The organism is Calothrix sp. FACHB-168 (assembly GCF_963889195.1).
In the GTDB taxonomy this organism is placed as follows: domain Bacteria; phylum Cyanobacteriota; class Cyanobacteriia; order Cyanobacteriales; family Nostocaceae; genus Aulosira; species Aulosira anomala_A.
The window spans coordinates 37,021-61,497 of the sequence record NZ_CAWPNJ010000038.1 but is presented as its reverse complement, the minus strand read 5'-3'; the positions used below and the strand labels follow the sequence as shown (position 1 = coordinate 61,497).

At 38.8% G+C, this 24,477-nt stretch carries 1 protein-coding gene; it reads left to right on the top strand.

What is annotated here, in order from left to right; translation table 11 throughout:
* Positions 1-639 precede the first annotated feature (639 nt).
* Positions 640-24,423: a DUF4347 domain-containing protein gene (locus tag AACW45_RS22515; protein WP_190634945.1), complete on the top strand. Its 23,784-nt coding sequence runs from the start codon at positions 640-642 to the stop codon at positions 24,421-24,423.
* Positions 24,424-24,477: the final 54 nt, after the last annotated feature.

Here is a 24,477-nt window from a genome sequence, read left to right as displayed (position 1 = left end):
TGTGTAGATCTAAAACTACACAAGCTTGAGCTAATCATCAAGATTTGCTGATTGGGAAGTAGTAACAATTATTTCTGAGTAATCTAGGCGATCGCTTATAAAGTGTAACCTTTCACCTGCTACCTGTCACCCATCGGTAGAAACTTAAATATACGTAAATATTAAAACTAAGTATTTATGCGGAAGATTATGCCGAAAATCGGGCTATTCAACCGAATTTTTAGGCTGGCGATGCCGTTCGCGTAGCGTCTGGCAGAGATTGTCGGCATTGGCTGAAATACTCAATTTCATGTTGTTTTGCGTATTTCTGCATATAGCTAAAATATCCGTGTAAGGCTTATAAAAAACTTTTTGGTTTACTGCTTAAGTGTATTTACTGTTATTAATCAAATATTTACGAGTTATTTTATATATGTATTTTAGATCAAGCAGAAATCAGGCAGAATTAATTACACAATGTCATTGCGATCGCAATGACTGTAAATATGTAAATTTACTTACTCCAGACAGAATCAAGCCATTATAACGCCATAAAAATGCGGGGCTTGATAATGGGGATGGAATTTAATTCCAGTAGGTAACAAGTTAATTATCAAGTACGCTTCTCTATTCCAATAACAAGTTTTTTGAGGAAAAAATATGAATCAGGCAGTTGCTAAGAACATTGTTTTTATCGATTCTCAAATTTCTGAATATGAAAAGTTGTTATCCAGCATCAATGCAAATACAGAAGTAGTAATCCTTGATTCTACACAAGACGGTATAGAAGAAATTACAAACATTCTCAAACAAAGGCAAGATATTACTAGTGTGCAAATTATCTCTCACGGTGGTGAGGGAGAAATTCAACTAGGAACAACTCTGTTAAACCGCGACAGTATCCAAGCCTATCGTGAGCAATTACAACAATGGCGAAATGCTTTGACCGAAGAAGCAGATATTTTACTGTTTGGCTGTAGTGTCGGTTTTGGTCAGGGTCAGGGGTTTTTAAGGGATTTAAGTCTATTCACAGGGGCAGACGTTGCCGCCTCCGTAGATATTACAGGTAATGCACTTTTAGGCGGAGATTGGGATTTAGAAGTCGCCACTGGAAATATTGAATCTAGTCTTGCTATTTCCTCGGAAGGACAACAAGCTTATGCAGGCATTTTGCCTTTGACAGTAGAGTATTTCAAGGGTAATAACACCACAGAGGGAAACGGAGTTGAAAGAACAGAAGTAAAACAATGGTCTGCAAGAAGTACCACCAGCAATAGCGGAGATTTGATTAGTCAAGATTGGGGAACGGAATCGCCAAACTCCAGCGTAGATAAAGATAATTTTATTGTCCGCTGGACAGGATATGTGTATGCTCCCAGCACGGGAAAATATACATTTTACGAAAATTCTGATGATGGCGTTCGTCTCTGGGTCAACAATAGGCGGCTGATTGAGAGTTGGAATCGTAGTGGATTAGATAAGGAAAATTCAGCTTCTATCGATTTAGAAGGGGGAAAATGGTATGCCATCCAAATGGATTATTTTGATTGGGATGCTAGTGCTGCTGTAAATTTACAATGGCAACCACCAGGAAGTAATAAAGTCTATATTCGTAATAATTACTTAATTCCCCTAGCGAGTACCGCTACTGGTCCAAATGATTTAGGGTATGGGTTAAAAGGGGAATATTTTAATAACCGCGACTTGTCTGGATCGCCAGTTTATACACAAGTTGATTCTGCTATTAATTTTGATTGGGGTAGTGGTAGCCCCAACAATAAAGTTAACAGTGATAACTTTAGCGTGCGTTGGACAGGTAGCATTGTCATCCCAGAAACTGGAAGTTATGTATTTTCCGCAGAAACTGATGATGGAGTCAGGCTGCGAATTAATAATTATTCAAATTACGATATTGATAGTTGGTCAGATGGATCTAGATCCCAAGAAAGTAGATACATTTGGTCGTTTTCAAAAGGACAAGTAGTTCCAATTACTTTGGAATATTTTGAAAATGGTGGCGGTGCTAAAGCTAAATTACTCTGGCAAGCTTGGACAAACAATAACAAAACTAATGAAATTATTTCCAAAAGTTTGATTCCAACAACCAGTCTAATTCCTTACACTGATAGACCTGACGTATATGTTCGGTTTGTTAGAGAAGCTTCTGAACAAGATCAAAAAGTACAATTTCAAATTGGCACATCATCGACTATCCCAGTAGGTGGAATTAATGTTTTTTATAGACTTGTTCCTGTTAACGGTGCATCAACTGATGATTTCTCAGATCCCGAGCTTGGACAATTAACCTTAACTCCGACTGAGAAAGAGAAAGTTATTACCATCAATATTGCGGATGATAATATAGCTGAATTAAACGAAAACCTCAGCATAGAAATTATTCCAGGAGTACAATATCAAAGCGTCTCTAACTCTAGTATTGGCGTTTTAATTCGTGATAACGAACCCACTATCAGCGTTATAGGATATGAAAATCCCCAAGAAGCAGGTAATACCGGAAAACTAAAACTTAAGTTTGATAGGCCTTTAACTCAAACTTTAACTCTCAAATTTGAGGTATCTAACTCTGGAAATGATACAGAAATAGACGATTATTTACTACAACCTGTTACTATTGATAAGCCACTTGATGCCCAAAATGAAGTAACTGTCGATTTAGTTAAAGCCACCGATGATGATATTGCCGATCTTCCCAGAAATGGCGAAAAATTTACCGTTACCTTAGTTAAAAATAGTGGTAATTTAAATAATTATCACGTTAATGCATCGCAAAATTCAGCTACATTTACTATTGTAGATGATGAACCAACTATTGGTATTGAAAAACTTACGGATGGGTCAGAAGACAGGGGCAAAAACGCAGAATTTAAACTTGTTTTTGATAGACAAAGAAAAACAGATTTTACCTTACAACTGATTTTACCAACTGTTGTTAATAAAAATCCTGAGGATATCAATAAATACCTCAAAGAAACCGGAACAAAAACTATTCGAGGTAATCACATTAATACTGCTAAAGGTGCGGATTATCTCTTTTATTGGCGTTACGCAGACCATAGCAACAAACAATACTTTACTGGAAACACAATCAATGTTGAGGCTGATACTGGGCAAGGTGATAAAGCCATTATCATTGGTGTAGAGCCTATTGATGATGATGTTGCAGAAAATACTGAATCTGTCACTGTTGGGCTGGTACAACAAATAACCAATACTGGTACTGAGCGCAATCAGTTCTATGAGGTAGATACTCAAAAACAGTCTGCCACTGTCACCATTGCAGATAATGAACCAACCTTAGAACTGGTAACAGTTAGAAACGCCAAAGAATATGGAGGATTGTTACCCGACCAAGAAGATTCCTACTCTATTGGTTATATTGAATTAAAATCAGATAAACCCATTCTCAACTCCTTGGGATTGTGGGTAAAATATACTATTACGGCTGGTTCAAATGTGATACAAGGAATTGATTATCTCAATTCTCAATATCGCAAAGTTTCTTTTCAAGCCGATAGCCAACAAAATGGAATTATCATTCCCCAAGTTGAAGACTTAAATATTCCCGGTAACGCTGTAGTTGACCCGAATAAAATTAGAATTTACTTTATGGCATTACCAGATGCCATTAAGGAAAATAATGAAAGTATTACTGTTCAAATACAACCATATCATTTTGATCTGGATTCTACTGGAAACCAGCAGATTTCTAATTTTTGGTTAAAACAGAAGATTGATACCTCTACAGGTAACGGTCAAGTTTCAGTATCTAATAATAATTCTCCAACTAATGAAGGGAGAGAAAAAGCTTTTGACGGGAATCCTAATAGTAAATGGCTGATATCTGCGACAACTGGGTGGATTCAGTACCAATTTAATAATAGCCAAGTAGTTCAGGGCTACTCACTCACTTCAGCCAATGATGTACCAACAAGAGATCCCCGAGATTGGAAATTACAGGCATCGAATGATGGAGTCAAATTTACCGATCTAGATTCCCAATCAGGAGTAACTTTTGCTAATCGTGGTGAAACCAAAACATTTCGATTCAATAACACTCAAGCTTATAGTTATTACCGTTTAAATATTACCAGCAATGCTGGTGCAAATGAATTACAACTAGCTGATTTAGATTTTGTAACTTTTACTCAAGGGATTAAAACAGAAATCAAAATTGACGATAGCGGACTATTCAACAATCAAGTTTTTATCCTCGATCAAAATAACCAATTAGTGACTACAAATAATCCCTTAGTAGTCAGAAATGGAAAAGCAGAGTTTAAAGTCAAATTGGGTAGTCAACCCACCGGAGAAGTTACTATCCAATTCAATAATCCCACCTCTGGAACTTTAAATACTAATCAGATTAAACTGTCAGCAGAACAATGGGATAAATGGCAAACAATAACACTCAATGGTGTTAATTCCAACTTGAATCTGACAGCAAGAGTTAGCAGTACAGATGGAAATTATGCTAACTTAGGTATTTCTGTTCCTGTTACTACTCAGATACCTTTCCAAAACCAAGTCACAGAAGGAGCGCAACCTCAAGACTTAGGTACACCTAAATTGAGTTTGTTTGTAGATGGAAGTATTAATGAAAATAGCGATCAACCTGGTCAATTTAGACTACAACTAAGTCATCCTGCCAAAGAAGATTTGACAGTTACCTATACTGTGAGTGGGACTGCAATTTTAGGGAGTGACTATACAGGGAATTTAAGTACACTTAATACCAGATCAGCTAATGGACAAATTTCCGCTTCAATTCTGAATTCTCCAGTAAATGAACAAAAGGAAAAAGCTTTTGATAATGATAGCAATACCAAATGGCTAATTTTTGCTAAATCTGGTTGGATTCAATATCAACTACCAAATAATGCAGCTGTTTTTAATACCTACACCATTACCTCAGCTAACGATCTTGAAAATAGAGATCCACAAAATTGGGAACTATTAGCTTCAAACGATGGTATCACCTTTGAAAAAATAGACCAACAATCAGGGATTAAATTTACTAACCGCTTTGAAACTAAGACTTTTGCAATCAATAACACCAAGGCTTATAAATACTATCGCCTGAACATTACCAGCAATAATGGAGCAAACGAACTACAATTAGCGGAATTTAATCTTTATCACAGAATTATCATTCCCAAAGGTGAAACTGTTGCTATCTTACCTATTTTTCCAATTAGGGACTCTATTAAAGAAGAAAAGGAAAATATTACTATTTCCTTAAATACTGGTAACGGCTACACAATTGATAGCACTAACCAAACCAAAACCCTGGAACTTATTGATAGTAATATTGCTGGATTAAAAATAGCCAATGTTAGCTTTGATTCACAGAACTTAAACGCACAAGGTCAACCTACCCCCATTATTGCCTCTAGCTTCCGTCCTTTGCAAACATCTGAAAACGGAGACGGAGAAAGTTTTGCCATTCGTTTGCAAAGTAAACCCAGTAGCAATGTAACTGTTAGTTTTACAGGTTTAAATGCAGCCGAAGGTGAATTAAAGCTTTATCAAGGTGGAACTATATCTCAAATTGTTTTCACACCTGATAATTGGGATCAATATCAAATAATTACCGTTGTTGGTAAGGCTGATGCTTTAGTTGATAGTAATATCACTTATCAGATCCAAGCAACACCCAGCAGCGTAGATTTTAACTACAACAACACTAACTTACAACAAAATATTACTGTTAGCAATCAAAACATTGACAGTAATACTGGTATTAATTCATCAGATATAACTCGTCCCGATCCAACTTTACCAGTAGCAAAACTCTTAGGAAACAATGCTACCATTGCTGAAGAAGGCGGTTCACAAAAAGTACAAATCATACTCGATAGACCAGCACCTCAAGGTGGTTTGACAGTCTCCTTCTCTGTAGATGGTAGCACTGCAACCTTGAACCAAGATTTCACAGTTAATACTAATATCTTCCAGTCACAAACTGGCGCTGCAAATCCCTTCGATCAGATTGATATTGGCAACTTTAGCACTCCCAGCTTTGCCGACTTGGATAAAGATGGCGATTTGGATCTTGCCTTGGGTAATGCTGATGGTACTGTGAAGTTTTATGAGAATATTGGTTCTCCTGGACTTCCTTCCTTCATTGAACAAACAGGAAGCAAAAACCCCTTCAACAGCATTAATATCGGCAATAACAGCACTCCAACCTTTGCTGATTTGGATACAGATGGGGATTTGGATATCATTATTGGTAATAGTGCAGGTACGATATCCTACTACGAAAATATTACTGATAGTACAGGCATCAAATTTGGATTACGCATCAATACAAATAATCCCTTTAATGGTATTGATGTAGGTGATAATAGCACTCCCAACTTTGCTGATTTAGATAAAGATGGTGACTTAGATGCAGTTATTGGTGCAGCCGATGGCACAATCAAATACTACAAAAACACGGGTACACCAAAACAACCCACTTTCTCAGCCCAAACAGGCACTAGCAACCCCTTCAATAATATTGATATTGGTGACAACAGCACTCCTAATATCATAGATGCCGATAACGATGGCGACCTTGACCTATTTGTAGGACGCAAAGATGGTACTATATCTTTCTATCGCAACACAGGTAATGCCATCACACCTGCTTTTACCTTAGATAATGCCAACTCGCCCAGCAATGGTTGGAAAGTACAAGCTAACAGTGCGCCTGTTTTTGCCGATGTTAATAGTGATGGTGATTTAGATGCGGTAATTGGTGCAGCAAATGGCAAACTACAATATCAAGAACAAGTCATTATCATTCCTGAAGGACAAACCACCGCCGAAATTACCATTAACTCTGTTGGCGATCAAATCAAAGAAAGCAACGAAACTATCAACATCAGATTAAATCAAAGACAAGGTTATCGAGTTGATACCGAGCAACCAGAGAATGTCCAGAAAACTATTACTATTCAAGATAATGAAAAAGCTGGTATTTTGTTTAAAAATGCCCAAGGGCAACCTATCAGCAGTTTACAATTCTCAACCCAGGAAAACAGTAATACTTCTCTTACTTTTAGCGCAGAACTGACCAGCAAACCGACAGATAAGGTTGAATTATACTTTTTTAGCAGTAACCCGCGTGAGGGAATATTAACAACAGAAACCAATAAAACTACCCTCACCGACTCAGAAACAGAAACCAATACAACTACCATCCCCGGCTCAGAAATTGTTCTCACCTTCACACCAGATAACTGGAATAAACCTCAAAGTTTTTCAGTCGTTCCTCAAAATGATAGCGTTGCTGATGGGCAAGTTCGTTATGCAATTACTAATCGTGTCAAAAGCCTAGATCCTACTTACAATGATACCAATGATTATCAAGTTAGTTTAGGAATTACTGACAGATTAATTGAACTAGGGAAAGCGAACAATCAACTTTCTGTTTCCGATCCCAATTCTCCAACAAATGAACAAAAAGAGAAAGCTTTTGACAACAATTCTGCTACTAAATGGTTAATTTTCAACAAGCAAGGTTGGCTGCAAGCTAAATTTTTAGATAGTGCAGCAGTTGTTAATAGTTACTCCCTAACTTCAGCTAACGATTTTCCACAGCGAGATCCCATGAATTGGGAGTTGCTTGGCTCGAACAATGGCGAAAACTTTGAAGTTCTAGATAGGCGGTCTGGGGTTAAATTTAATAATCGTTTTGAAACTAAAAATTTTACCTTTGATAACGGTAAATCCTACAGTTACTATCGGCTAAATATTCTAGATAATGGCGGTGCAAATGAACTTCAATTATCGGAATTTAATCTTTACGTTAAAGATCAACTAGTCATCGCCAACAATGATGATAACGACACAGCAGGATTTACAGTTACGCCACTATCGAGTACAACAGAAGGCGCAGGAGACGCTTTTACTATTAAGCTGAATAGTCAACCTGTAGGTCAAGTTGTAGTCACAATGACTCCTGGTAATGAAGAATTTTACTTCTTAGGTAAAAACCTAGGGGATACTCACAGCATCACCTTCGATCCACAAAACTGGAATACACCACAAACCATTCAAATTACTGCGGTTGACGATAACAAAGTAGAATATCTGCAAAAGAGTGATATCAAATTCCAAGTAAGTGGTGAAGACGCAAAATATAATAATCTCACCATCCAACCCTTAGAAGTTATCATCAAAGATAACGATATTCCCACTGCTAGGATTATTCCTGGTAAAGCCGCAGCCGAAATTTACTCTACACCGGGCTATTTCATCATTGAATTAGATCGCGATCCCAATAACCTGCCTCCAGATAATACAGGTATTGAAGTTAACTATCAGATAGTTGGTGGTACTGCAACCTTAAATGCAGATTACCAATCCATTAATACCACCAATAACACTGGCAAAGTGCGGGTATTTAGTAATCAAGTTCTATTACCAATTGTCCCCATTGATGATAAGAGAATTGAAGACCTCACCTTTAGCATTAACAAAGTTACTACCGGCGCTACTAACGGTGGTAAAACGACCTTAACCTTAGATGTCTCAGCAAGAGCCATAGCAGATTCTGATATTGTCATTACTGCTTCCGATGTCATTGCTCCCAAAGCCATTACTGTTTCCCAAGCGAATTCTCCCATTGGGGAAGAAAAGGAAAAAGCTGCTGATGAAAACTTTAACACGAAATGGTTAATTGCTCAGAATTCTGGTTGGATTCAGTACGAGTTTGCTAATGAATCTACTGTAAATAAATACTTTATTACCTCAGGTAATGACTTTTCGGAGCGAGATCCGCGTAGTTGGGTGTTAAAAGGATCAAATAATGGTACTGACTGGTTTGATCTAGATAAACAATCAAATATTACATTTGCCAATCGCTTGGAACAGCAAGCGTTTAAAATCAGTGAACCAAAGTCATATCGTTATTATCGTCTCGATATTCAAGGTAACAACGGAGGAAAAGAACTTCAGTTAGCTGATTTTACCTTATCAACGTTATCTATTTCTCCCAATGGCGAAGGCAAGGACAATGTTGCTGATAAAAACTCCCAAACCAAATGGTTGATTTTTGCTAATAAAGGTTGGCTTCAGTACGAATTTGTTAATAATCCTACCCTAGTAAGCAAATACTACATTACCTCAGCTAATGATTTCTCGGAGCGAGATCCGCGTGATTGGGTGCTACAAGGGTCAAATGATGGTCGGAATTGGACTTCACTAGATCAACGATCGGGTATTACATTTGCAACTCGGTTTGAACAAAAATCCTTTACCATCAGTAATCCAAAATCCTATAGTTATTATCGTCTCAACATTACAGGAAACAATGGAGGAAAAGAACTTCAGTTAGCTGATTTTAATTTAGATACAGGTGGAGTTGATGTACCAACCAACAGTATTGTTGAATTTGCTGGTCAAAAAACAGGTTTAGTTAAAACCCCAGCCATACTTGAGCAATTTGGACAAGGGTGGTTTAGCTTTGATGGTAATGATGACTATGTTTCTCTACCTAGTCTGACAATGGGTGGTGACTTTACCGTTGAAGCTTGGGTGAGAGTTAATCAACATCCTCAAAGTAACACTGGTAATGTTCGCCCCCGCATTATTGACTTTGGTAATGGCGAAGGTAAAAATAACATCATTTTGAACTTTGACGGTGCTACAGGTAGATTGCGCCTAGAAACTTATACTGATACAAATAAAAGCTTTACATCAGCAACGGTAGAAAATCTGCTACCAACTGGAGAGTGGATTCACGTTGCTGCTGTTAATGATGGTCAGGGCAATGCTTATATCTATACCAACGGTGAGTTAGCAACAAGGCTGATTGAACGACAGGATATAAATGATAAAACGCAGGCCGAACAAGTAGTTGAACTTAGCGTAGATAATCAAGGCAAGATCAGCAAAAAAGTTGTACAAACATTATCTGGTTCGAGTATACCAATTAAGCATAACTCTGCTGACCAGATATCACGAACAAATAATTACATTGCCAAAAGTAATTGGGACAAAGAAAAGTATTTCAACGGCGATATTGCTGAATTAAGGGTTTGGGATACTGCACGTAGTCAACAACAAATCAAGGAAAATATCGAGCGTTTTATTACAGATAAAGAAACTGATTTGAAAGTTTACTTGAGTGCTAATACCAGTAATTCTAACCAACAAGGAACAACAACACAAATTCAGGGTATTAATGGCATTAATGGCACTTTACAGAATGGGGCGAGATGGACAGTTACCACTGTAAATAATCCTATTGACAATAACGTTCTTAATTACAAGGGACAAATTACAGTAGAAGTTGATCAGGCTCTAGCTGCTCAAATAAAAGCTGGTTCTATTGCCCGTTTCCCATCAGAAACTGTTACCGTTAAGTTACTACCTGGTGATGGCTATAAATTAGGTGATTCTAGTTCATCTAGCCTGAATATTATTGACAATGATGTCCCTGGCATTAGAATTGTCACTGGTGGTAATCGTGCAGTAGCCATTGAAGATGATCCCTTTAAAACCAATGACAAAGACGAAATTCGCTATTCCCAGTATGAAGTTTCCTTACTGAGTGAACCTACAGCACCAGTCACCTTAACCTTAACAAGCAACACAATCAAAGGAGAGAAAAAACAGCTAAGGTTTATTGATGCTAGCGATCCTAAAAATCCTAAACCAATTGAGTCCATTACTTTAACGTTCCAACCAAACAACTGGTATCAGCTGCAAACTGTCAATATCCAAGCCATTGATGATGGGATTGTTGAAGATGATACCAATCCCAGTCAGCCCCATGAAGCCAGCATTCAATATCAAATTACCAGTCGTGACCCCAATTACAACAATCTGCCAGTAGTAGATCAAATCGTGGGTTTAGTTGACCGGGTATTAGATAAAACCCAAACCAATGAAGGGATAAAAGCAGGTTTTGATACCCTGCAATCCACAATTAACAATTTGGAATTGCCCATCATCGGCTCATTAGAAGGTCGTTCTCCTACCTTAATGGCAGATTTAGGTAATCTTGTCAGTAAGCAAATAAATCAACTAGAACGAGATCAACTCACTTCCAGGAATCTAGAGAAGATTCTGAGAAATGCTTTAGCAGATTTAGGTGCGACAGGGATAAATGTCACTGCCAAAATGACAGATACTGATGTCTACTTTGCCGTTGACTTGCGTAAAGAGTACAACCTGTTTAAATTGGATTTATCCAGTGATTTAGGTGTGCCAGCATTAGGTATTGGTTTTGATACCCAAGGACAACTCACAGGTGACTTTAAATATGATGTTAGCTTGGGTTTTGGTATCAATAAACTACTGGGTTTTTATCTCGATCCAGAGAAAACAAAATTTAATGCAGATGTTAGCCTCGATTTAGACGATTTCAAAGGTAAGGGTAATCTTGGCTTCTTGCAAGTAGACTTTGCTGATGATCCCAAAAATCCGACTAAATTAGGGATTTCCTTTAACATCAAACTCAAAGATCCACAAGCAGGTAAGAATAACCTCCAAGAAACAAGCCCACCAGTCACAACAATTAATGTAGCTGCATCTCCAGTTGAAACTACTCCCGCCGATCAGATAACAATTCCCCAAACCCAAAGTTTACCCTCTGTACCAACGGAAAAAGAGGCTATCCAAGCTCTGACCGATTCCCAACCTACATTACCTGAAGCACCTAGCGCCACAGTCCCCGGTCAGGATATTAAACAAATTCCTGTAGCTGACAAAACCCTAACAGAAACAGTAGGAGAAAAGACTGTACAGTATAACCAGAATTTACAAACAATTCTAGCCACTGCACCGTTAACTTCTACCTTTAGCAACATCTCTGCACAAACCATCAGAACTTGGTTAGGTAAGCCAGATACAGATGTCTCTGCAATCAATCAACAGCTAATTGCGGTTCTGAAAAATGCTTCCCCAGAAGTGAAAGTTGCATTGCAAACCCTCCTCAAAGATGCAACGCAGATTGACATTGGCTTGAATGATAAACAACTGCAAATTACTTATCTAGGAACAATAGATGTTGCCAAACTGAGAACTGTAGTTCCAGGTGTGAAAGATTTACCACTGGATGAATTGAAATTACCTGTTACTAACCCCAGATTAACAATTACCAATCCTGGTTTAGAAAATGCTGATTATAGCTTTGCTGCTGACAGTTTACCCAAAGCATATTTATCTAATTGGTTAGTAAATAAAGGTAAAACTTTATTACCCACAGAAGTACAAACTGTTCTCAATGAACTGCTAAAATTCGGTCAAAATTTGGATGTGGTCTTAGCTTCAAACCAAATCCAAGTTACCTATCAAGGTAGTTTAGATATAGCTCAGTTAAGAGGAGTAATTCCAGGTATTAAAGATTTACCTTTGAATGGGTTAACTTTACCTGTGGAAAAACCCAGCATTACTATTACCAATCCTGGTAGTAAGAGTGCGAACTATAGCTTTACAGCCGCAAGTTTACCCAAAGCGCAGTTAGTAAGTTGGTTATCTAACCAAGCCAAAACATTGCTACCTACTCAAGTGCAAGATATTTTCAATAAATTCTTGGCACTGACAGAAAATGTTGATTTGGTATTAGGTAAAGAACAAATCCAAATTACTGCTAAAGGCGATTTAGATATTGCTACAGTCATTAAAGAAATTCCCGGTATTAACGAATTACCTTTAGATGATTTGAGCTTACCTGTAAAAAATCCCAGCATTACCATTACCAATCCTCAAAGTAAGAGTGCAAGTTACGCTTTTGTAGCGGAAAGTTTGCCTAAACAACAACTGGCAGATTGGGTAACTAAGCAAGGTACAGACCTATTACCAGGCGTGCAAAATGTTTTAAATAAACTCTTAGCACTGACAGACAAAGTTGATTTGGTATTGGGGGAAAACCAAATTGAGGTTGCTTATCAAGGTAATTTAGATTTAGCAACTATCATCAAAGAAATTCCAGGTATCAACAGTTTACCGTTGACAGGATTAATTTTAAATGTCACCGATCCCCGTTTAACAATTACTAATCCTAAATCTGCCAATCCTGATTATGCCTTTGCTGCGGATAGTTTACCAAAACGTCAAATTCTTGATTGGTTAGGAAATCAGGCGAAATCTTTATTACCGCTAGAAGCTCAAACGATTTTAACTCAGTTGTTGAATTCAGAATTAGATCGGGTGGATTTGGTTCTGGGTAAAAAACAAATGCAAATTACTTATAAAGGTGATTTGCAATTAGATAGCTTTATTAAATTCATTCCTGGTTTGAGTGATTTACCCTTAGATGGGTTGAATTTACCTGTTACCAATCCCAGCTTGACATTGATAAATTTGGATCAAGGTGTGAAAAACCTTGACTATGCCTTCAATGTTGATAGATTACCCAAAGATGAATTAACTAAATGGCTGAAGGAAAAAGCTGTATCACTGCTACCTCAAGAAGTAAGGAACGTTTTAGATGGTTTATTGCAAGTAGCAGCAAATGTTGACTTAAAACTGGGTAAAAATCAAATTCAAGTTGCCTATTTGGGTGATTTAGAATTAGGGGCAATTCTCAAACAGATACCAGGAATTAAAGATTTACCACTGGATAATCTCAAGTTACCAGTTACTAATCCCAAACTGACAATTATTAACCCCAATAGCAATAATGCAGATTTTAGTATTGATGCAGATCAGTTACCTAAGCAACAATTGATCGATTGGTTGGTGCAGCAGTTACCGGATAATGTGAAATCCATCTTAAATACGGTTTCTGATGCGAGTCAACAGGTAGATGTATTATTTAGTGATCGCCAATTACAACTAGGTTATAAAGGCAATATTGATTTAGCTAAAATTGCTAAGGTAATTCCCGGTATTCAAGAATTACCAAACCTAGATAGTTTAGCTTTACCTGTGGCTAATCCCCGCTTGACCTTAAGCAATTTAGGTACTAAGAATCTCAAAAATATTGACTACACATTTAGCAGTGATAGTTTACCCCAAGCTCAATTAGTCAACTGGGTAAAAACTACCCTTCTCCAACAATTACCAGCCGATGTTCAATCATTTGTGCAAAAAGCACTGGATATAGTGCAAAATCTTGACCTGAAATTTGGCAATAACCAAATTCAAATAGGTTATTTGGGTGATTTAAACATCAAAACTATCATCGATCAAATCAGCACTCAACTAGGAGATTTCTTATCACCCCTCAAAGGCTTAAATTTCACTCTCACTAACCCTAGCATTACCATCACCAATCCCAAACAAACACCCAGTTTAAGTTTTGGGGTAGATAATCTCCCTATGAAGGAGGTGAAAACATGGTTAACCGAACAGGTAAAAACCTATGTCTCTGATGCTAGTGTTCAGAATTTCTTAACTGGACTGCTCAATGAAATTGCCCAAATTGATTTAGTAGTAGGAGATGCACAAACCCAAATTACCTATTTGGGAACAGTGGATTTAGCTAAAGCACTAAAAACAATTCCAGGGTTAGAAAGTTTCACCCCCAACAATCTCACATTACCTATTCTCAACCCCAGTTTTACAGTTACACGCACCGGCAAAACTCGCACCTTTAGCTTATCTGCGGAAAGTTTACCCAAACAAGAATTAACTGAATGGTTAGGAACAGAAATTAAAAACCAATTACCTGCGGAAGTACGGAGTATTGTTGATTCACTCCTAGCTGTAGCAGATAAGATGGATGTGCAGTTGGGTAGTAATCAAGTACAGTTCAAATATCAAGGCGCACTGGATTTAGCGACGATTATCAAAGAAATTCCCGGATTAAAAGAACTACCTGTCAATAATCTGCAATTACCGGTTCTTAACCCCAGTTTGGCAATTACTAATCCTGGCAAAAATGCCAGCTACAGTTTCGCCGCAGACGAGTTACCAAAAACACAACTCGTTACTTGGATTAAACAGCAATTACCCACTGATGTACAATCAATTCTCGATACCATCACAGCCCAAGCACAACAATTAGATGTGGTTGTAGGTAATAACCAAATTCAACTTACCTATAATGGTGCTGTTGATTTGGTAAAAGTGCTTGGGTTGATTCCAGGAGTCAAAGAATTACTACCTGGGACTACCCAACCACTGAATATTATTAATCCCAGTCTCACCATTCTTAACCCTGGGAAAAATGCCAGCTTTAGCTTTGCATCTGACAAGTTACCAAAACAGGAATTACTCGATTTAATCAGCAGTCAAATACCGGAACAAGTTAAGTCAGTCTTTAATAATCTGTCAGAAAACCTAGATGTGATCTTTGGTCAGGGTATTATCCAAGTTAACTATCTAGGTGATGTGGATTTAATGAAGATAGCGAGTTTGATCCCAGGAGTGAAAGAATTACCTCTGAATGGATTAAAACTCAATGTTACTAATCCCAGCTTTACTTTGATTAATAAAGGTAAAGCCACAGATGCAACTAAGCCCACATTTGATTATGTATTTGCGGCTGATAAACTACCTACCCAAGATTTAATTAACTGGGCGAAGAATACCGCCGCCGATATCTTACCTGCTGAGGTGAAAGGTGTTCTGGATAAATTGCTGAACATAGCCAAGGATGTCAACTTGACTTTGGGTAATGGACAAATGCAAATTGCCTATAACGGTAATTTGGATATTGCCCAAGTAATTGGTTTAATTCCTGGATTGCAAGATGTTAGTGTCTTCAAAGGATTGAACTTACCTGTCACCAATCCCAGCATTACCATTATTAATCCCAAACCAGGTACAGGACTCAAGACACAGTATCTATTAAAGAGCGATCGCTTACCCAAAGAAGAGTTAGCGAAGTGGGCGCAGGAAAAAGCTACAGAATTACTGCCCGCAGATGTAGCAAAAATTCTCAGTAGCTTAAGTGCGATCGCTCAAGGCATTGACTTAGAAATTGGTACAAATCAAATTCAACTTTCCTTCCAAGGAACAGTGAATTTAAGTAATGTCCTCAAGGAAATTCCTGGAGTTAATGAACTACCAATTCAAAGTTTAGATTTACCAGTTCTTAACCCTAGTCTCACCATCACCAACCCAGGTAAAAATGCCAGCTATAGCTTTGCTGCTGCTCAATTACCCAAAGAACAATTAATTACCTGGTTAAAAGACCAAGCAAAATCTCTCATTCCTAGCGAACTGCTATCGATATTTAACACCTTAGCTAACATCGGACAAAACCTGGATGTGCGCTTTGGTGACAGTCAGTTGCAGATCATGTATCAGGGGAATTTGAACCTGATGGATATTATTAAGGGTATCAGTGGTGACTTAGATAGCTTCAATGTCTCCGGTTTAACCCTAAATGTTCAAAATCCCAGTATCACCATTCTTAATCCTGGTAGAAATGCCGACTTTAGCTTTAAAGCAGATAAGCTACCTGTTGACCAGTTAACAGATTGGTTAACTAAGAAAGTGGTAAATTCCCTACCAGAAGTTGCCACAAAGATCATCGAAGGTATCACTGGTGTACTTGATGATGTGAATGTCTTAATTGATAAAAATGACATTCAAATTTTGTATAACGGCAACCTGGATTTATTAGACATTCTGAACAAGATTCCAGGGGTAAAAGATATTACTTTACCTCCATCTGGCACACTATTAGTTACTAATCCAGCCATCACCCTCACAAAAGTTACAGGACAACCTATAGACTTTAGCTTTACTGCTGAAAAACTGAATAAAGATGGCTTGAAGAAATGGTTAATAGATGCGGCTAAAGATGTCTTACCTACATCCATCAAAGATTTAGTTACTGCCCTGATAGATACTGCGGCTGATTTTGATGTTCTGTTTAAAAACAACAAACTACAAATTAGTTATGCAGGTACATTAGACGCTGCTAAAATCATTCAAAAAATTCCTGGTTTATCTGAATTACAAACCACTGGTTTAGCCCTACCAATTACTAATCCAATCCTTACCATCTATGACTTAGATAAAAAAAATGGAAATATCAATTACACCTTTGCAGCAGATCATTTACCGAAGGAAGAATTAATAAATTGGCTAACCAAACAAGCTACTTCCCAACTGCCTCAAAGTCTCCTCAATGTAGTTGATGATTTACTAGAATTAGCACGACGCATTGACTTGCAACTAGGTAAAAACACAGTTCAAATTACCTATCAAGGGGTTTTAGATTTAGCTGATGTTTTAGAGAAAATACCTGGCATCAATGAGCTATCCTTTAATGGCTTAGACTTACCCATTACTAACCCTACAGTCACCATTACCAAACCAGAAGTAACAGCTAGTGGTACTCCTGGAACTTGGAGAGATGCCAAATTTAGCTTTAAAGCCGATCAATTACCCACCCAACAATTAGCAAATTGGTTAACTAATCAAGCTGGATCAATTCTACCCAGTACCATTTCTCAACCAGTTAAGGATATATTGACTGATTTTGGTCCAGTTAACCTATCCCTAGCCAACGACAAATTACAATTTAGCGCCAATACAATCAAATTGGATCAAGTAATCAAGGCTACAGGACTTAAGGACATCTTTACCACGATTCCTGATTTAACCTTAAATAACACCAGTTTAACTTTAAGTAACTTTGGTAAAGGCACTACTCAATATCAATTTGCTACCAGTGGGGTTAACTTAGGCACATTAGCTACAGCTTTGGGATTACCCAGCGAGATCAGCACATATTTACCGACCGTTAACTTATATGTAGGTAGCGATCGCATCCTGTTTACTGCACCGCAAAGTCTCGATCTGAAAACCATAGTTCCTATCAACAGTCTTGGGTTACCAGAGGTAATTACCAAATATATTCCTGATATCAAACTTGATAACGCCCAACTCAGCATTATCAAGGGTACATCTGGTAAAGAAATTAACCTCTCTGGAACAGTTAGCGGTTTAGGATTAGGTTTAACTTATAGTGGTGGTAAGTGGACATCTAAAGGTATTGATGATGGTGGAAGGTTAAGCGCCTTAGATTTAGTTGATCTGCTGAAAAAAGGTAAAGAAACCAAACAAAGTTTCTTGGATTTAGTGCAATATCAATTAACTGGTGAAGCTAATCTCGGACTCACAGCCAAAACCAGTATTGAAGGTAATCCTGTGTTTCCTTCATTTAGTTTCGATGTAGCAGCTAAATTCCCTCTGTTCAACTATGGGAATCAACAGGAAGCGTCAAAAACTGGGGCAAATATTAAACTGAATAATATCGCTATTGACTTAGGATCATTTATCAGTAACTTAATTGGTCCAGTTATCAAACAAGTCAACGACATCATTCAGCCCCTTAAACCAGTTATCCAACTGCTCAATAGCGACACTAAACTCCTGTCACAACTAGGATTAGGTGGGGTATTTGATGATAACAGAGATGGCAAAGTTACCCTATTAGAAATCGCTAAAGTCTTAGCTCCACCTGAGCAAAGAGCCAAAATAGAAAAATCCCAAAAATTTATCAAAGCAGTTGGCGATATTGTCGAATTGATTGTTGAATTAAGTAAGGTTCCTGCCAATCAACCTATTATTATTGATTTGGGTAGCTATGCCTTAAATGAATTCAAAGCTGCTAGTAAAGATGCTAAAGATGCAGCTAATCAAGTGGAAACAGGTAATGGTAAAAACTCACCATTACAAACAACCAATAGCACCACAGACCCACTCAAACAATCAGAACAAAAGAGTAGCGATAAAGCTGCTAGTGGTTTCCTCAGCAAGTTAAAAAATATTGAGGGTTTACAGTTTCCCATCCTTACCAACCCGATGAAAGCAATTGATTTGCTTTTGGGTAAAACCACAGATTTGGTATTTTATGATGTTCCCGATCTCGACTTTAACTTTGCTATTTCCAAAAATTTCCCTGTCTGGGGTCCAATAGCAGGACAACTCAGTGGTGAGTTTAGTGCTAAAACCAATTTAGCAGTTGGCTTTGATACCTATGGTGTCAATCAATGGAAAGACCAAAACTTTGCTTTGGAGGATATCTATAAAATCTTTGATGGTTTTTATGTAGCTGACAGAAACAGTCAAGGACAAGATATTGATGAGTTAGTTTTAAATGCCACCATTGCTGCTGGTGCTGGTGTAGATATTGGTATCGCTGATGGTTTTGTCAGAGGTGGAATTGAGGGTAAGGTCAGTTTAGACCTGAATGATGTCGGCGAAAATAACGGTACTAGCGACGGCAAGATTCGCGGTTCTGAGATTATTTCTCGCATCAGCAAACCATCAGAATTATTTAACCTTAATGGTAGTATTGATGCTTTTTTGAATGCTGAAGTTCGTGTACTTGCATTAGTTAGTTATAAAACAGTCTGGAAACAAGAATTTGCCCGCTTTAATTTAGCGAAATTCTCTCTGGGTGCAAATGGATTTAGTTTCAGTGGCGCACTGTCCCAAAGCTATATTGCAGGTGCAACAATCTTCCTTGATACCAACTTTAATAACCAGTGGGATGAAGGCGAAGCTAAAACAATTTCCGATGAATACGGTGAATTTAACCTTGATGTTCCCCAAGAAGTAGATGTCAATGGCGATGGTGAGATTGGTGTTAAGGAAGCACAATTAGTAGGATTAGGTGGCTTTGATACTTCTAGTGGTTTGTCTTCTGGTGCTTTGATTGCCTTACCGGGTTCGGCGATCATCACGCCTTTAACTAGCTTAGAAGCACGACTAGTACAATCGGGCTTGAGTCGAGAAGCAGCCGATGACATCATTAAACAGCAATTGGGTTTGGATCTGACATCAAATATCGAAAGTTTCGATCCTCTCAAAGCTGTGGGACAACAAGATCAAGCAGGCTTAAATGTCTATGTAGCACATATTCAAGTACAATCTCTGCTCAATCAAACTCGTGCTTTATTAGATGGTTTACAAGCTGCTCAAGGTGTTATCAATCCTAATAATTTACTAGAAGCGATTAATGCCCTAGCGGTATATCTGCAAACTAGCACCAATTCTCGCTTTGAACTGACTAATACAGAGATTCTGCGATCGTTCTTTGAGTCGGTTGTAAATGGCACTCAATTAACTGTATCGCCTGAACAACTAACTGCTTTAGCTTTAGCAGCAGCAAATGGTAATGCGTATTTAGCGAAAGTGTCCGCAGTGGGTGCATCAAAATCTATATCAGAAGCCCTACCTGTATTAGCTTCGCTCAAACGAGTTACCCAAGGAGATATTCCTGCACTGGTGCAGAAGATGGGTAAGGGAGAACTGACTACAGAGCAATTTTTGAGTGCGATCGCTACGACTTTCGCTCAAAATTATTACCTAATTGATGCTAACGATAATAGCTTCGGTAATCGCTATGTTTCCGTGAGTGTATCTCAAGGGCTGGTGTCTGAGGCTGATGCTGCTAAGGTGCAATTCCGCATAGATTTAACCCAAGAAGCACCAAACCAGGGCTTAAAGATTTTCTACAATCTCTCTGGTACAGCCACTTTAGACGAAGATTATCAGATTGTTAGCCCAACTCCGGGCGAAATCAACATCGCCCCTGGTGAAACTACTGCTGTCATTGAGGTTCAGATTCTCAATGATAACTTGGCAGAAAACTTAGAAAGTATCGCCTTGAACTTGAAATCTGTAGGTGAAGGTTACGCGATCGCACCAAATGCTAAAGTTGCCTTGATCGATATTCAAGATAATGATCAAACAGCAGCAGATCAAGCTACTACGGGAGTAGTTCTCAAGGGTAGTTTGCTAGCTGATACCCTGACAGGTGGTGTCGGTAACGATCAACTCGAAGGTAAAGAAGGTAATGACTATCTTGATGGCGAAGAAGGCAATGATCTCTTACTTGGTGGTGGCAGTAATGATACCCTGATCGGTGGTGTCGGTAACGACCGACTTCAAGGTAACTTTGGTGATGACTTCCTCTCTGGTGGCGAAGGTGATGACAGATTAGAAGGTGGAGATGGTAGCGATCGCCTTTTAGGTGGTGTCGGAAGTGATATTGTTTTAGCTGGTTTAGGCGATGACTCTTTAGAAGGTAATCAAGGTAACGATCAGCTTGAAGGTGGTGGGGGTAATGACACAATTTACGGTAACGAAGATAACGACTGGATAGTTGCTGGCGATAATAATGATGTCATCGTCGGTGGTACGGGAGATGACATCCTCAATGGCGGTGCTGGTGCTGATGTCTTCTTCTTCAACTCTGACAATGACGGCTTTGACACAATTCTCGATTTCAATCCCGAACAGGGAGACAAAATCCAGATTTCGGCTTCAGGTTTTGGTGTCAGTGACATCAGTGGTTTCCGATTTATTAATGGTATCTTAGACTTCCAAGGAAAAAATCTCGCACTGATCCAAAATCAAGGCAAAACCTACGCCTACTTTTCTCACCTTGACCAAATTCTTGAACTTGTTGACCAACCCACCCCAATTCCATCTACTGAAAATCAACAGATACAGCAAAATCTGTCTAGCTTCCATGCTCCCTCAATATTGAGTAGCGAAGCTCAAAGCAGTCAAGGAACTGCGGCTAATCGCTGGAAAGAAATTAAACAACGGGGTTATCTCAAAGCTGGCACAGCTAACCAAGACTCTACTCTAAATTTTGACCGAGAATTTGTTGGTGCATTAGCGGCTGCTATCTTTGGGGATAAGAATCAAGTTGAATTCATTGATACCAGTTTTACTGATGGTTTTACGCAGGTTGCTCATAAAAACCTTGACCTTAATGCCCAACGAGTTACCCAGAATCTCATTAGGGATGGTGGCTTAAATGTCGATTTTGGCCCCGTGTATCTTTACGATCACCAAGGTATCCTCGTCCCTGCTAATAGCTCAATTAAGCAAATCGCTGACCTGAAAGGCTCTACCATTGGTGTTGTTAGTGGTGATACTGCTTTTGGTAATTTAGTCAACTTGCTGACTCCCTTAGGCATTACCTTCACACCACGCTTCTTCAAGGATATAACCGAATTGTTTGCTGCTTATCAAGCCGGGGAGGTGGCTGTTGTTTCTACTGACCAAGGGTTGATTAACAAATATATCAGTAGTCTAGCTGCACCAGAAACACAACGGATTTTGGATGGGGAATTTTCCAAAGAACCAATCGCTTTAGTACTACCAGAAAATGAATCCGCCTGGGCTGATGTGGTACGCTGGGTAACTTACGCCACAATTCAAGCGGAAGAATTTGGCATTACTTCCCAAAATATTGACCAAATCCTAGCAGCAAATAAAGATGATAACCCCGCTAATGATTCTGATCCGGCAATTCGCCGTTTCTTAGGCTTGCAAGAAAAACTGGGGACTGCTTTAGATTTGCGAGATGATTTTGTCGTCCAAGTGATTAAGCAGGTTGGTAACTACGGCGAAATTTATCAGCGTCATTTTCCGAATTTAGAACGCGATCGCAATCTCCTGTGGACTGATGGTGGATTAATGTATGCACCGCCTTTCTCAGGGACTCCGAAGGAACTGAATCTGATTGATAATGATAAACGCAACGTCTTAGACGAAATCAAACAAAGAGGTGTGCTGAAGTTTGGTTTACCTGAACCCTTTAACTTCCCCGGTTTTACAGTCAAGCAAGCAGATGGCACAGTCAAAGGCTTTGATGCAGATTTAGGTAGGGCTTTAGCAGCAGCAGTATTTGGCAATCCCAATCAAGTAGAATTTGTACAACAAGCCTTCGCCGATGGCTTTGGTAATACAGCTAATGGTGTAGTAGATGCTTCTGCTGCGGCTTATACAGAGAACTTAGTCCGTGATGCGAGTTACGGAATCGATTACAGTCCGATTTATCTTTATACCGGACAAGGTATCCTCACCCGCAAAAATAGCGGTATTAATTCCATCCCAACTCTTAATGGTCGTAAAATTGGGTTGCTTAGTGGGATGTCAGGTACAACTGCATTGAGCAATTTGCAAGATGCATTGGTAAAATTTAGCGCCAGTCCTACCCTAGTCACCTTTGAGACTTCTGCTGATATGTACGCCGCTTACGATCGCGGTGAGGTCGAAGCAGTCTTTAATGACGTTACACTCCTAGCAGGCAAAATTCCCACTTTATCTCAGCCACAAGAACACCAAATTCTTCAAGATACTTTTTCTAAAGAACCTTTAGCTTTAATCGTTGATGAAAACCAATCGGATTGGGCTGATGTAGTCAGGTGGACAATGTATACTTTGGTGCAAGCTGAGGAATACGGCATTAATTCCACTAATATTGATGACTTTATTGCTCGCAATACCGATGCTGACCCCAATAATGATTCTACGCCGGCAATTCAGGCATTCTTAGGCATTAAAGGTAATCTTGGTGCCAAGCTGGGACTAGCTAATGATTTTGCAGTTCAGGTAATTAAGGCGGTAGGTAATGCAGGTGAACTATACGCCCGTAATTTTGATACTAATCTGTTACCGCGAGGACTGAATGAACTTTATACCAGTTCTGGCTTACAGTATGCAGCACCCTTTGGCGGTATCGAGCCACAACAGCCCCATATTACCTTGAATACTGACACCAAGGTATTCCAATTAGAAGGCGATACTGACACAATTCATCTCAAGTTTAGTCTGAGCAGTAAGCACCTTAACCGCCAAAACATTCATCAAATTGCGTTGGTTGCTTATGATAACGCCCAAGGGGAAGTTGATGGCTTCAAACCTGGACAAGATGGCTACCTCAATGCTGTACTCAAACGTTCTCAAGTGCTGTTCTCAGTACTCCCCGATGACTTTATTTCTAATCCAACAAAAATTATTCAGAGAGCCAGTCGTGAAAACTTAGGATTGCTGTTTTTCCAAAATACCAGCTTAGATGCGGTTCTCAATGATAGCAGTCTGCTAAATCGCGTGTTTCTTGGTTCTCCTTTTGGCACTAGTTCTACACAAGTCTTGACTGTTGCGTCTCTGGATAATAATCAATTTAGTTTGAGCTTTGAGGATCAATTAGGTGATCTTGACCCTGATTTAGTTGTGAAGTTAGAAATTACTAATGAAGAAATTCCTCTGGGCGCGAAGTTACAAAAACAAGGTACAGAGGAACTAATTGACCTTACAGATTTAGCTGGGTTACAAGTTCAAGTTTCTTTCCCGATTGTCAAAAGTGAAGCGGCTTATAATAACGTTGTCGGTTTCTACCAAATTGAAGACCTTCAAGGTTCAGTGGTTGACTCCCTCACTGGTAAATTGATCCGTGTTGGTGAAGCAGGTTACGCACAAGCAGCAATCCGCAACAGTCAACAGCATGGTATGACCATGAATGACCAAGGGGTATTAACTGGTAGTACTTTTGCAGGTGGGAAATTTTATGCACCATATCTGATTGCTAATGGTACAGTTGACGCTGGGCTGAAAGGCGATGTAGCTGTTTATTTTAGCTTTATTGGGGCAAATTCTGACCATACAGATCATTTCCTCTCTCTTGGCAATAATGCTTGGGGTGTAGAGGACTTAGCAGGCGGTGGCGATCGCGATTTCAATGATATTGTGATTCAAGCCAATTTCAAAATTGTCTAATTGTGATTTGAAAGAAAAAATGAGGTATTGAGCCGAGATACGGGTATCGTATTA